We start from the raw sequence: 14,510 nt of genomic DNA, 5'->3' as shown, positions 1-14,510 counted from the left end.
TCAATCCTTTTAATTATAGGGAAGACGCGACAGTGTCAGACTCGGTTTGAGGCAAAGATACTTGCTCGTCTTCCGATTCCTTTTTCACTTGGTTGATGTCGTATTTACGACCGCTGTAGATGAAGATGCTCACAAATAGAGCCACACAAACCAAGCGAATCACAATTGACACATCAGGCCAAACCAAAGCGACACCCAGCGCAATCAACACGACTCGAAGAGCGAGATTGATTTCACTTTCTAAGTAACCTTCAATCGCTGCTACAAACGCATACGTACCGATAATAGCAAAGCCCCCCGTAACCAAAACGGAGGTCACATCCCAACTTACCAAGTTGGTGTAAGCAATCAGCAATGGCACCAAATACAAGCCTTTGGCTATTTTCCATGCCATTAAACCGGTTCTCATCGGTGGGGTTTTCGCAATGGTCGCAGCTGCAAATGCAGTTAAACAAACAGGTGGCGTCACGTTGCTGTCTTGCGATAGCCAGAAAATAATCAAGTGGGCAGAAAGCAGTGCAAGGCTGATCGCTTCCAAGCCCAGACTTTGCTCAAGCAGGGTTTCCACAAAATCAGCAGGGACTAACGCAATCATCTCTTTGGCTGTTTCAAGTGCCATTGGCGCGTTCAGCAAATCAAGCTTATCTGGCGCAGCCAACATGAAGATAGCTTTCGCCTGTTCAGGTAACTGTCCCGAAACCAACAGGTCGAGCAACTGACTTTCAGCAATCAGTTTATACAAAGCTGGTGCAGACAGAGTACCCAACACAATATAAGCCGCGGTTACTGGTAAGCCCATACCCAGAATCAAAGACGCCAGTGCAATCAAGGCAATCATGACTAGCAAGTCGCCATTCGCCCAGCTGTTGATCATCAACGAGAAGGTGTTACCAATCCCCGTCGTGCTGATCACGTTGATAACGAGGCCAATGCCGACCAACAATACCGCCGTGGTCGCCATGTTTTTCGCACCTTGAGACAGTGCTTCGATGATCGCCTTTGGATCCATTTTGTGATTTTTAGAGAACCATGAGGCCACCACAACAGACAGGATCGAGATACCCGCTGCGTAAGTCGGCGTGAAACCCTTCACCAACAGAGTCACCAGCACCGCTAACGGGATCAGGTTATGCCAACCCGACAGCAATACTTTCAATAGAGGTTCACAGCCAGAAGTCACCTTTTGCACACCACTGCGTTTTGCTTCGATGCGCACGAAGAATGCCACAGACAAAAAGTAGATAAGCGCCGGTAAGAAGGAAACAGCAATGATGTCGACATAAGGGATCTGCGTGTATGACGCCATGATAAACGCACCCGCACCCATCACTGGTGGCATCAACTGCCCGCCCGTCGACGCAGCCGCTTCAACCCCCGCAGCAAAGCGCGAAGGGAAGCCCGCCTTTTGCATCAAAGGAATACTGATCACGCCCGTCGATACGGTGTTTGCTACGCTCGAACCAGACACTGAGCCCATCAAGCCAGAGCCTATTACCGCGATGAAGCCGGGGCCACCTATCACTTTGCCTGCCGCTGCGCGAGACACATCAATGATGTAATCACCAACACCCGAACGCACTAAGAAAGCGCCAAATAGGATGAACATGAACACGAACGTCCAACTGATTCTAGAAATAGAACCGAACATCCCTTCCGATGAGTAAAAGCTTCGATAAAGCAGTGTTTCAAGGCTCAAACCTGGGAAGTGGAAGATGCCGCTAGTCCATTGCCCCCACAGCACCACATAGCTCAAACACACCAAAATAAGCACCGGAATAAACCAACCCATGGTACGACGAATCAGCTCAATAACGATAGCAATCGCCAAGATAGAGAAGAACCAATCACTGGCGACAAACTTCACGCCTCGCTCATACAAGGCATCTTCTGCAAAGGGGATATAGATAAGACAAGCCAGAGCCGCCAAGGCGATCCCGATGTCCACTGCCAAAGCAATTTTGCTTCTTTTCAATGAGATATGTGCCGGATACCAAAGCGCACAAATGATCGCAAAGCCCGCGAAGTGAGTCGCAGAGATCCAAAGCTCTGGCAAGGTCGATAAGGTATTAAACCAAATGTGTAGTAGAGAGAGTATCACTCCCATTGTTGTTATCGCTTTGCCGACCCACGGAAAATCCGTTCGGGTCGGCAGTTCAAATTTTTTCAGTTCCTGCTGCAGCGAATCGCTCATAGAAAACTCCTGCTCTCCACAGCAAACGCGCAGAGAAAATCCATAAAGTGAGGTGGTGCACGAACACATTCTTGAGCGAGCGTGCACCAAGCAATGAAGTCACGAAGGGGTTAGTTGATGGCAAACAGCTAGTTGACGATCAACTCAGAAGGGATATCGATGCCCACTTCTTGGTAGTAACGTGCTGCGCCTGGGTGAAGCGGAACAGGTAGACCTGCGATCCCTTTCTCGAGTGCCATTGCTTTAGTTGCTTTGTGGATACCTTGTAGGAAAGGTAGGTTTTCATAGATCGCTTTGGTGAGCTCATACACATCTTCTTCAGAGATGTCTTCACGAACGGCTAGGAAGTTAGGTTGTGCGATAGTCGTGATCGGCTTATCAACACCTGGGTAAGTGTTGGCTGGGATCTCATACTTAGTCCAGATATTGTAATCACCGTTCGCTTGTTTGATCTGTGCATCAGTAAACGACAGGATTTGAATGTCTTCACCCAAGGCCGCAAATGCCTGAGTTACTGCACCAACAGGCACGCCAGCAGGCGTATTCATACCATCAATCGTGCCATTCTGTAGTGCGCTGGCACTGCCGCCGTAACCCATAAAGGCAAGTTTAAATTGTTCTGGGTTAACCGACAGGCCTTGCATGATCTGGCGTCCTGAATTCTCTGTGCCTGAGTTCTTCTTACCGATAGAGAATTTTTTGCCGTTGAGATTTTCTAAATCACTCATGGTGCCCGTTTCTGTCAGATCAGAGCGCACAATAAAGTGTTCCACGTTCTGCCATAGCATTGAGACTGAACGCAGTTGTTTTTGACTGCCTGACTTCTCATATGGACCAAGCCCTTGCCACGCCCATGCACCATACAGACCTTGTAGAATGGCAAACTGTGCCTCGTTCTCATTGAGAAGTTTCACGTTCTCGCCCGATCCTGCAGAACTGATCGCCGCCAAAGAAAAGTGCTGCTTTGGCGCAAGCTTAACTTTGCTCAATGTCGCTAAAGCCACACCCACTGGATAGTAAGTACCGCCCGTTGAAGCCGTCGCTAAAATGTAGCTGCGATCTTCTTGAGCTGAGGCGTTACTGATAAGGCCAATAGAGGCCATTGCGATTGCTAAAGTTTTAACTAGCTTGTTGTATTTCATTGTTACTCTCCATGTAGAGTTATTCACGTTATATTTTTGTTAACAACAATTGCTAGATAGCAAGCGCAATGCCAATATTTAACCATTTGTTTTAATTAAACTTTATTTTAACAACCACTTAAAGTGAGCTATTTCTTGCTTATTTAGTCGCTATTGGATGAGCTGTTTTTTGCTTATCCGAAGCAAGCTTTAACATCTATTTAAAGGTAGCTGAGTCACACTGCGTCATATTTATGTGATCAATATTTATAAAGTAACAAATATGAGGTGAGCCATTTTTTGCTCATTGATTTAGACAGCTCCTCTCATCTCGTCATCACTTACGAATCGACATAATCGCTTCGGTTCAACGCATAACGCACCATCTTTTGGTTCAATGTTCGGCGGGGTAAATCCAAATCTTGCATCACATCATTGATGCGCCCTTGATAACGCACTAGCGCATCGTGAATGACCTTCCTTTCAAAGCTTTGTACCTGAACCGCCAATGGAATGCCTGCCGTTGTGGACTCTGTGACAGAGTTCGGGCGGCACGCTAAAATATCGCCAACAGTCAGGCTTTCATCCAATGCAAAACGAATCGCCACGTTACGTAGTTCGCGCACATTGCCCGGCCATGCATAAGACAACAAGGCATAGCGATCAGCCTCACTGGCGATTCGTGTTTCGGGATTGGCTTCCTGGGTGAAGTGTTCAAACAAAAGTAAGGCATCTTCTTCGCGCTCACTGAGTGGAGGTAAATGCAGCTGTGCAACGTTCAAACGATAGAAAAGATCTTGGCGAAAATCGGGGTGATTCAGTAGATCGCTTTTCGAGGCAGACACAACTCGCAGGTCGACGTTTTGTTGCTGATTACCGCCGACGCGTTCCACGATATTATCTTGCAGAGTACGCAGCACTTTGACTTGCATCGACAGTGGCATGCTTTCAATTTCATCAAGGAACACGGTGCCTTTGTCGGCAAACTCAAGCTTACCAATGCGTCGCTTAGCAGCGCCAGTAAATGCCCCAGCTTCGTGACCAAACAGCTCGCTTTCAAAGAGGTTTTCTGGAATCGCACCACAGTTGAGCGGCACAAACGGATGGGTTTTACGTTGGCTGAATTCATGTAAGCAAGAGGCGACCAACTCCTTACCACAGCCGGTTTCACCATAAATGATCACGTTGGTGTCTATGGAAGCGACTTTTTGGATTTGCTCTCGCAGTTCACACATCACCTTACTGCGACCAATCAGCACCTGTTCAATGCCTTTCAAATTATCTAGATAACTTTGGCGACTGATTCTATCTTGGCCACTTTGATGTTTGTCGACGGCTTCAGATACCGTTTGAGACAAACGCTCTGGATCGAATGGCTTCTCAATGAAGTCATAGGCACCTTGCTGTAAGGCCTTGACGGCCATGTCGACATCGCCATGTCCAGTAATCAAAATAACAGGCACCTCTGGCACAAGACATTTGAAACGCCCTAGCAGTTCAACACCATCAATATCAGGTAAACGAACATCAGTGATAATGGTCTGAAAATCACCCTGATCTACGGCATTTAACGCATCTTGCCCTACTTCAAATGCGGTGACATCGAAGCCCGCCAGCTGCAACCATTGGCTGGTTGCTTGACGCACAATCGCGTCATCTTCAATTAAAGCAATACGCTGCATAGTTTGGTTCCGCCGCTCTACATCTGATTAATGTCATCCACGGTATGCAAAAAAACCGCAGTCGAAAAGGAGCTAGCTCCCACTTTGAATAACACTCCTTTAACAGTTTTATAATGTTTGTTAGCTTCGATTTGTCCCACACTTCACCTTCCAAGTCGTGAAGCAGCGAAGCTTCGCATCTCGCTGATTTCAAAGAGACAAGCCACTAATTTTAAAAGGATTTAATCAAGAATGGTTAGTAACAATCGATATTGGTTATTCCTGTGTGCTTGTTTATTGATTGGTTTAGTGCAGGTCACCACCAAGAATGGAATCAGCCAATGGAAGCTTGAACAAGCGCAACGTTATGCGGAACAACGCTTTCTTGGATACATTGCTGAAGCAAGGCGCACGCTTAAACGTTTCTATTATTTGCCCTATCTGGTGACCAACGATGAGACCAGCGTCCGTTTTATTGATGGTGAACAACTACTCGAAAAACGTATCAAGAAGCAGCTGATTCAATTGGACAAAGCTGCCAACACTAAGGGCTGGTATCTGCTTTCTGGTAACGGTGAACTGTTGGTTTCTAGCGTAGAAAGAAGCAAGCTGAGCAAAAAGAACGCCAGCACGCTCGTGTCTAAGATCCACCAGCAAGGTGGGGCGATTTCGGTGGTGACAAAAAACAAAGGCGTAACGCCCGATTACTTCATTGCGGCGCCTGTTTATCGTGCGTCAGATATAGTCGGTATTGTGGCGGTGCAAATCGACTTATCGTTACTCACCGATCAATGGTTTGCCGATGGTGAAGCGATACTATTCCAAAACCCTCGCGATCAGTTCTTTCTCTCAAGTGATCACCGACTGAGTGCCGATTGGTTCAATGACACTTTCAACTCTCAGCCTACAGCCACAAAACGCGAGTTGTACGACCAAACCCATATACGCGTGTGGCGACTGCAAGATAAAGATTACCTGATTCAGTCAATCAAGTTAGATGACCTTAATTGGCGTTTAACCTACCTCACCCCATTAACTAGCCTCAACCAAACCACTAACTGGATCAGCTGGAGTGTCGCGGTTGGCTGTCTTTTCGTCCTGTTATTACTGGTTATTCTTTATCAAAGACGCCAGAAAAAGCTCAGCAATCTGAGAATCCAAAAGCTTATCGAGGAGTCTGAGAAACGACTGTCTGGGATGATCAACAAAACCCATGTAGGGCTAATACTGATCGATAAACACGGACGCATTCACGATATCAACCTGATGGCGAAGAACTACTTTTCCTTATCCAATTCGATGATCAATAACATCAAGGCGTGGCAGTTATTTGAGGCAGGTAACCCGAATTCAACCACCTTACAGCTGCTCAAGAACTTAGAACAGCATCAAGAACTGGCCGAGATAACCAGCGTCGAAACCATGGCAAGACGCAGCGATGGCAGTTACTTCCCTGTTTTATTCTCTATTAGCGCCTTTCCTTGGCATGCAACGACTTACTACCTGTGTACCGTAATCGATATCAGCAAACGTAAGAAAGCCGAAATTGCGGTGCAAAACGCCAATAAAACGCTGCAGCTGCGAGTCGAAGAGCGAACTCAAGATCTGAAAGATGCGCAGCAAGAACTGGTCGAATCTAGCAAATTGGCTGCACTAGGACGGATGTCGAGTGCGATTACTCATGAGTTAAATCAACCGCTTACTGGACTAAAAACCCTGCTTTCAAGTAATCAATTACTGATGGAAAGAGGCGAGACCAAGATGCTGAAAGCGAACATGAATCTCGTGATGAGTCTAATCGACCGAATGGCTAACATGACTAGCCAGCTGAAGTCATTCGCCTTTCAAAGGCTTGAGAAACCTTATCCTGTCTCCCTAACAGACGCACTGCAAGAAACCCTGCGTATTCATCAAACCGAGCTAGACAGCGTCGATATTCGTGTGCGTATCGCTTCCAATATTTCGATGGTAATGGGAGAAGAAGCACGACTTCGCCAAGTGCTTGGTAACCTGCTTAGAAACGCCATCGATGCTACTCAGAATCAAACACCCGCGACCATTGTTATCAGTGCACATGCCGAGCAACAACGTGTGATCATCAAGGTGCAAGACAATGGCTGCGGTGTATCAGAAGACCAACTCGACACCATTTTCGAACCCTTCCACACCAACAAAAAAATGGGCGAAGGTTTGGGGCTGGGGTTAGCCATCACCGCAAACAACGTGCGCGATATGCAAGGTACCTTGATAGCGAAGAACAACTCAGACCAAGGCATGACATTCACGTTAACGCTGAAGAATATAGATAGTAAGTAATTACTAACAAAAAGCATTAAATCGCACCTCATAAAGAAGCCAGAACAAAAAAACCGCCCACAGAGGGCGGTTTTGATTCACTTATTGGCGTGTGACTTATCAGTTAATCAGTTCGCGACTTACTCAGCCAACTGCTTCAACAGTAGCTCTGTTGGGCGAACAATCGCGATGATCGATTCGTCGTAGATTTTCGCCGAATCAGACAGTATCGCATGGTAGGCATTCACGTCTGCTGCTCTTACTTTCTCGCCTGCTTGTGCTTTAGCAATCAAGGTTAACGCCAAGTCTGCGACTTCAACGGTTTTCTCTGCAACCACCACGGTATCGACCGAAGACACGTTACCAGCGAAGATTGCTTCAGCGGCAAGTGCAGCCGATTTAGCTTGCTGATAATGCCCTGAAAGTTGCTCTAGTGCTTGTTTATTGCCTGTCGCGACTTCATTGACCAAGTCTTGCATCTCATACACCGCGTAGCTTTCCACTGGCAGTGCATCAACGAAGCGATTTAGACGCTCGTACTGGCTGTATAAAGTGCCCTTAGGTTCCGTAGAGTTCCACTTCTCCCAATTACGTGCATAGTACTGTGCTGGCTCGGTGTATTTCACTAACACGCGTAGATCGTGGATATCCTGCCCTTTAGCAATACGTTTTAACAACATGTCGGCATCCGCATGGTGACGCAGGCCAACCGACACTTCAGACCATGTGTCCATTGCCTTCATGCGCTTGTACATGCTGCGCTCGTCCGTCAATTCTTCATCAGACCAGAAGCGCTCTGCAATCGCATAGCTGCGTGGCCATAGGTAGTTTTCAACCGTGAGGCTGTCTTTGTTCTCTAGCCACATGGTGATCTCGCCACCTAAAATCAGCTCTTTTTCTTTATCTGTTAATTCCGCAGGGTAACCACCATTTGGTTCAGGAATCACGCTGCCTTCAACATCACTGCTCGCGATCACTTCCCCTGTGGTTGGCCAACGCACGTTACCTATCAACTGGTAGCTGCCTTCAGCAAACCCATTTGGATTCAGATTCAAGTTGAATTCAGTGTAAGACATGAAGTTATCGAAGTGACCAACAAAGGTTTTACCCGGCACATAATCAAGGATGTAGATCTCTTCACGAGACTTACCGTTGTAATCACTGAACGCGCGGAAGGTTCCGTCTTTCGCTTCAATGATAGTCAGTGTTCCCTTACGTGGGCCGCCTTTTGAACGTGGCTTCTCCCATTGATACGTCACGAACTTTTCGCCACTGTGCAGCTTATCGTCAACCGTGATGCCACTTGGCATTGGGTCATTGCGATAGTGATAGCTGGTTGGCTGAGGTTGGTCTAGGTAGTAACCGGTAGACAGAATGCCTGGGTAGCCCTCTTTTGCCGCACGACCGATACTATCGTGCCCTTGCCAGCTTTGAATCACGATCGAAGTCGGCAGATCTTTATGCCAAATCTCATCCCAACCCGTCATCTTCTTACCGCGCTCTTCGAGCATCTTCTCAACTTTTACATTGAGGTAAGACTGCAGACCACGCTCGCCATCGATATTGTTCTCTTCAATGAACTTTTGATGCTTCTCGCTGTTTTTCCACTGCGCATAGTTCGGCTCATCGCCACCAATGTGAAAGTATTCATCTGGGAACAGCTCGGTCACTTCATCAAATACGTCGCCCAGCATTTCATAGAGCTCTGGATTCAATGGATCCATTAGTGGCTCAAACACGCCCCAACCACGCTCTTGCTCATAGCTTTGGCTTTCACCGCCCGACATCAGGTGCGGGTAAGCATAAGCAACCGCAGAAGAGTGACCCGGCAGAGAGACTTCCGGAATCACACGAATACCGAGGTTACGCGCGTATTCCACTAAGTAACGAACTTGGTCTTTGGTGTAGTAATTACCATCAGCGGTTTCAGACCACAAACGCGGCCAAGATTCCGTTTGAATACGAATACCTTGGTCGTCCCAGAAGTGCCAATGGAAGACGTTCATCTTCGCCGAAGCCATCGCGTCTAACTGGCGAATCAGCACATCGAATTCAATGAAGTGACGTGAGGTATCGTAAGAAACACCACGCCAGCGGAAGCGAGGCTCATCGACAATCGTGACAGCAGGAATGTGGTAGCCAGTCGCTGTCGTTTCAACGAGCTGCAAAAGGGTTTCGATGCCGTGAATAGTGCCGTATGGGCTTGGAGAACTCAGCGTTATTTGATCACCCTGAGTGGTAATTTTGTAGAACTCTACAGAGTCGATATTTTGTACTTCAGATTTTGGCGCCGCATCGATATCAATGATCAAGTTCGCTTGGTCTGCGCTATCCACCTGCCAGTTTAAAATCGGCACACCTGTCTGACGCTCAAGGCGATCAATAAAGCGTTTCGCCGTGTATTCAACACGGTCAGAGTTAAAGCCTTTGATGTAAACCTTGAAGTTACCGTCGACCTTCACTTGCCCAGCTTGCAGCTCGACCGTTTGCGGGTACGGCATTAAATTTAGATCGGTATTTGGAGCCATTGCTAACGCCATTGGGGACACTACTGAACCTGAAATCAATAGGGATAATATAGTTTTTTTCATTATTAGTTTTCCTATATAACGGGCGTTCTGTTTTGTTTATCGGAGGCAATTCACAAAACAGAACCATCAACCACTGCTGTTGTTTATCTTTATTTAAAACACTTATCTTTATTCCAAACGCTTATCTTTATTCCACAAGAGCGACCGCTTCTCGAACTAACTCCGCGATCTCGTCCCACTGTTCATTCTCAATCATCTTCGGAGATACCATCCAAGTACCGCCACAGCACACCACGCGATCGACGGCTAGGTAATCATTGACGTTGTGTTTGCCGATACCGCCCGTTGGCATCAAAGACAGATCAACGTATGGCGCTAGCAGAGATTTCACCATGTTGATGCCACCAGACGCTTCTGCTGGGAAGAACTTCAAGAAGTTAAGGCCAAGCTCTAGCGCTTGCTCCACTTGGCTTGGGTTGTTTACGCCCGGAACGATTGGCATACCGATCTCTTGGCAACGTTTTACGGTGTTTGGGTTCAGACCCGGAGCCACGATGAATTCACTACCCGACTCTTTCGCAAAGTCGATCTGTGCTGGAGTTAATACTGTGCCGGCACCGATACACATCTCTGGATATGCATCGCGCATTGCACGAATCGCGTCTGCTGCCGCTTCAGTGCGGAATGTCACTTCAGCAACGGGCAAGCCGTTTTCTACTAGAACTTTTGCCAGTGGAATCGCGTGTTCTACCTTGTTGATTTGGATAACAGGGATAACTTTGAATTGCTTAAGTTTGTTGATCATTTCTTGAGACATAATAATTCCGCTTTTTAATTTTATTTTTTAATCAGTTGGCTCATAGCGCTCACGGGGATGATGGCGCCAGAGTATTGGATAACAGTGGAAGCCAGTTGGTGGCCAAGTTCAGCGGCGTCGATGGCGCTCTCACCAGTAAGGCGCGCCGTCAAATAACCCGCTGCGAATGAGTCGCCCGCCGCGCAGGTGTCGACCACATTAGAAACACGAGTCGCTGATACATAGCTCTCAACAACATCGCCTTGTTCAACTTGAACAATCTTGCATGGCTCGCAGCCACGTTTAATAACGATCTCGTGGCAACCTAAACGAAGGCAGCGTTGTTGAACGCTTTCTGAGTTGCCCCACACAAGCAGGTCGTCGTCTTCGGTAATCAGTGCGATGTCTACCAATGGCAGTAACTTGGCATACCAGTGTTGAGCTTGCTCGGTGCTCCAAAGTTGTGGGCGATAGTTGTTATCGAAAATCACCTTGCCGCCTTGATTTGAGAACACGCTAATGGCTTTGAATAAACGCTCACGAGAGGCATCATCCAAGATCGCGATGCTGATACCGCTGATGTAAACCGCGTCGACTTGTTTCTCTGTCAGGGCGATTTCAAGCTTGTTTAAGTTATCGATTTGAAAGTAAGATTTTACTGCCGCGTCGTTGCGCCAGTAGTGGAAATGTCGCTCACCCGTTTCGTCGGTTTCGACCATGTATAAACCGGGTAACTTGTTTGGGATACGTTCAACGAAATTGGTTTGAATACCTTCTAGCTGCCAACTATCAATCATATTTTGAGACAGTTCATCGCTACCTAAACCCGTCGCGTAATGAACAGACAAGTTTTGATGTTGGGTTAAGCGAGAAAGGTAAAGCGCGGTATTGAGCGTGTCGCCACCGAATTTTTTAGTTAATGGAGAGCCGCTTATTTCGACCATACATTCGCCGAAGAAAGCAATATTGAACAGAGAAGATGCTGACATAGCCGCTCCTAAAAATAGAGATAATTGACTTTAGAAAAGGCCCTACCGTTAAGCAGGGCCTGGATTAAACAAACCAGTTGTGGAGACTAGGTTTAGCTTGTTTGATTTGCAGGGCGTTGAGGTGCAGCGTCTTCTTCAATTACACCTGAGTCAGACATTTCCATCAGAGCGCGTTCATCATCAAGAATCGCTTTCGCCATTTCTGGTGTTACTTGGTTAGCCGGAGTACATAGGCTCACTGCCACACCTGCTGCTAGAGCAAACAGACATGAAGGAATCACAGGGTTGCCCCAGAAAGCCGTGTAATCAGCGTTTAGCATCACTACGAATGAAGCCACAGAAGCACCTGCTAGCGTTGCAAGCGCACCCTGCCAGTTGTAGCGTTTCCAGAATTTACCCAACATACCGCACACGAACATGCCCGACATTACCGTTGAAATCATCTTAGTGATGTAGCCAATGATGTCGTTCGACGTCAGCGCGAACAGCAATGCAAAACCAATCACCACAATCAGTGCCAAGCGAGAGTAGTTCAGCATTGACTCTTTGTTTGGTACGCGGCCTGTGAACATCACGTAAACGTCACGCAGTAGGATAGACACGCCCGCAATCGCATCTGAGCTTGCGCTCGACATGGTTGCAGAAAGGCCTGCGATAAGAACAATCATGCCAACACCAACAGGAAGAACCGTTGCAGCTACGTAAGGGAACGAGTAGTTCGGGTTATCCAATGATGGGTCGATTGCGTGTGCAGCCATACCAATGATTGCAGGGATGATTGAGAAGAAAAGGTACAACACACCCGATGCAACAAATGAGCGACGAATGGTTTTAACGTCTTTGCCTGAGTAGATACGTTGACGGAATGAAGGCGTCGCCAGTACACCCACACCGATAACCACAGCCAGAGACACAGCAGGCAGAATGCCCAGTTTATCGATTGCTAAAAAGCTCGTAGCAGCAGGGTCCATCGCAGCGTAAAGGTTATCCATGCCACCGATGTGATCCACAGACATAACCGCCATCAAGATGAAGCCAGCAAAAAGGATGATAGCTTGGATAGTATCGGTCCATACAACCGCTGTGTAACCACCGATCACCACGTAGATAGTAAATGCCGCAGCAATAATAATCTTCGCAAGGTTAAGGTCGATGTCAGCAATCCACGCTAGGTACATGCCGCCACCTAGAATGTGCGCACCCAACCAACCGATTGACGCGATAAAGATAAGCAGACCAACCACGTTTTTCACGATTCGGTTAGCGCCTACGTAGTAAGCCAGCTCTTCACTCATGGTCATGAAGTTCAGTTTACGAACTGGAGCAAACCAAAGGGCTAGCAATAGGATGCCGATAGCACCGCCAATTCCGTACAGAGCACCAGCCCAACCATTCGCGTAGCCGAAGCCAACCGCCCCCATACTTGAGCCCGTGCCGACCATAGTCGCGACGGTTGTACCCAGAACTAAGAATAATGGCAGGCCACGGCCGCCTAATAAGAAATCTTCGCCAGATTTTTGATTACGCGAGACAAACCAGCCTAACCAAATTAAAAATAATACGTACACGCCGAAGCCTGTAAGAAAAAGTGTGCTGTTCATTTGACACCTCTCAGTGAAATATTAAGTTCATTCCTGAACTTTATTTATGATTCATTCATTTTATATTTCATATAATTACTTTATTGGTTTTGTATATTTTTTAATTAAAGTAATTTTTATAAATGTAGGGTGAGAGTATTAAAGGATAATAACAGGGATGCTTTCCCCCTAATACTCTCTAAGTAGGTTATTGTGATTAGGTTATAACTAAACGCGATCAGCGCGGTAGCAAGTCACATCTACTTCAACTTTCACGTCTACCACTAGGTCACAGACCATGCAGATGCGTGCCGGAGGGTTAGCACCGAAGAACTCTTTGAATACCTTATTAAAAGATTGGAAGTAACGAGAATCCGTTAGCACAACCTTTACGTGCATTACGTCTTCTAGGCCGTAGCCCGCTTCAGTCATGATATCGACACAGTTTTGGATCGCTAGGCGAGACTGGTCAACAATGCCACCCTCAACCACTTCACCATCTGTCATCGGTGTCTGGCCAGAAACGTACAGGAAACCACCCGCTTCAGTTGCGCGTGCAAATGGTAAATGTTGTCCGCCTGTACCTGTACCGCCTTCAACACCGTAACGTTTAATAGTCATTTTTAACTCCACTTATTTATAGATAATATTGGCTTTATAGATAAAACAGTTTCTATTCCAATATATTTAAATTAATTCGCCGTTTTTATAGTTATCTGAATTTAATAAATAATTTAAATTCTAGTTTCGGTAAATAAAAACGCCTGAACGATTATTTTTCACTTTTCCTTGCTGGTAAGTTAACTCACCATTTACAAATACGCTTTCTATTCCCTTAGCAACTGAAATAGGATTTTCAAATGTTGCTGTGTCTTTAATATTCTTTGGATCAAATAAAACTAAATCGGCAAATGCACCGCAGCGAACTTCGCCTCGGCCCGCTAAGTTGTAACGCTGAGCCGACATTCCGGTCATTTTGTGAATTGCTTCTGGCAACGAGAACAGTTTTTCATCTCGGCAGTAGTGACCCAATACTTTCGGGAAGGTGCCCCACAATCTTGGGTGTGGATGCGGGTCATTCGGCAAACCGTCAGAACCGACCATGGTTAACTTGTATTTCAAAACGCGCTTTACGTCGTTCTCATCCATGCAGTGATACACCGCACCGGCTGGTTGAAGTGCTTTCGCTGCATCCATCAGAGGTAGATTCATTTGATCAGCAATCTGCTTAAGCGTTTTTCCTGCATGTTCTGGCTTTGCTTCAGACCAAGTGATGAAGATATCGAAATCGTCCGTCACCTGTTTCAGATCCAGTGTTGAAGAGCTCGCTGAATATGGGTAGCAGT

Annotated in this window: 10 protein-coding genes; 1 reads left to right on the top strand and 9 read right to left on the bottom strand. The window is 46.8% G+C overall.

Annotated elements, in window-relative coordinates; translation table 11 throughout:
* Nucleotides 1-13: 13 nt before the first annotated feature.
* The 3 genes from IQQ51_RS11960 to IQQ51_RS11950 all read right to left on the bottom strand — a co-directional run bounded on the left by IQQ51_RS11960 (nt 14) and on the right by IQQ51_RS11950 (nt 4,994).
* Entirely contained in the window at nt 14-2,191 is a 2,178-nt protein-coding gene (locus tag IQQ51_RS11960) for a TRAP transporter permease (RefSeq protein ID WP_193841191.1), read from the bottom strand.
* A gap of 128 nt (nt 2,192-2,319) precedes the next feature.
* Entirely contained in the window at nt 2,320-3,333 is a 1,014-nt protein-coding gene (locus IQQ51_RS11955) for a TAXI family TRAP transporter solute-binding subunit (RefSeq protein ID WP_050620281.1), read from the bottom strand.
* Nucleotides 3,334-3,653: 320 nt separating this feature from the next.
* Nucleotides 3,654-4,994 carry a sigma-54-dependent transcriptional regulator gene (locus IQQ51_RS11950; RefSeq protein WP_050643516.1) on the bottom strand — a complete coding sequence of 447 codons (1,341 nt, stop codon included), beginning with the start codon at nt 4,992-4,994 and terminating at the stop codon, nt 3,654-3,656.
* 231 nt (nt 4,995-5,225) lie between these two features.
* On the opposite strand from IQQ51_RS11950, the gene IQQ51_RS11945 reads away from it, so the two are divergent.
* Nucleotides 5,226-7,289: an ATP-binding protein gene (locus IQQ51_RS11945; RefSeq protein WP_193841190.1), complete on the top strand. Its 2,064-nt coding sequence runs from the start codon at nt 5,226-5,228 to the stop codon at nt 7,287-7,289.
* A 119-nt stretch (nt 7,290-7,408) separates the two neighbouring features.
* Here IQQ51_RS11945 and IQQ51_RS11940 read toward each other — a convergent pair whose 3' ends face one another.
* The 6 genes from IQQ51_RS11940 to IQQ51_RS27030 all read right to left on the bottom strand — a co-directional run.
* Nucleotides 7,409-9,859, bottom strand: a complete 2,451-nt coding sequence (locus IQQ51_RS11940; RefSeq protein WP_193841189.1) for a family 20 glycosylhydrolase — start codon at nt 9,857-9,859, stop codon at nt 7,409-7,411.
* Nucleotides 9,860-9,986: 127 nt separating this feature from the next.
* Nucleotides 9,987-10,616: a bifunctional 4-hydroxy-2-oxoglutarate aldolase/2-dehydro-3-deoxy-phosphogluconate aldolase gene (locus IQQ51_RS11935; protein ID WP_193841188.1), complete on the bottom strand. Its 630-nt coding sequence runs from the start codon at nt 10,614-10,616 to the stop codon at nt 9,987-9,989.
* A 20-nt stretch (nt 10,617-10,636) separates the two neighbouring features.
* A complete protein-coding gene (locus tag IQQ51_RS11930; RefSeq protein WP_193841187.1) occupies nt 10,637-11,584 on the bottom strand; it encodes a sugar kinase in 948 nt (315 codons plus the stop codon).
* 92 nt (nt 11,585-11,676) lie between these two features.
* Complete coding sequence (locus IQQ51_RS11925) at nt 11,677-13,185, bottom strand: sodium:solute symporter family protein (protein ID WP_193841186.1); 1,509 nt, start codon at nt 13,183-13,185, stop codon at nt 11,677-11,679.
* A 207-nt stretch (nt 13,186-13,392) separates the two neighbouring features.
* Complete coding sequence (locus tag IQQ51_RS11920; protein WP_017065166.1) at nt 13,393-13,785, bottom strand: RidA family protein; 393 nt, start codon at nt 13,783-13,785, stop codon at nt 13,393-13,395.
* A gap of 120 nt (nt 13,786-13,905) precedes the next feature.
* Nucleotides 13,906-14,510 (bottom strand): amidohydrolase family protein (locus IQQ51_RS27030; protein WP_228012829.1); only part of this gene is annotated, 605 nt, incomplete at its 5' end.

The sequence above is a fragment of the Vibrio sp. OPT18 genome, from assembly GCF_015163615.1.
Classification (GTDB): Bacteria; Pseudomonadota; Gammaproteobacteria; order Enterobacterales; family Vibrionaceae; genus Vibrio; species Vibrio coralliirubri.
This window is presented reverse-complemented; position numbering and strand designations above follow the sequence as displayed.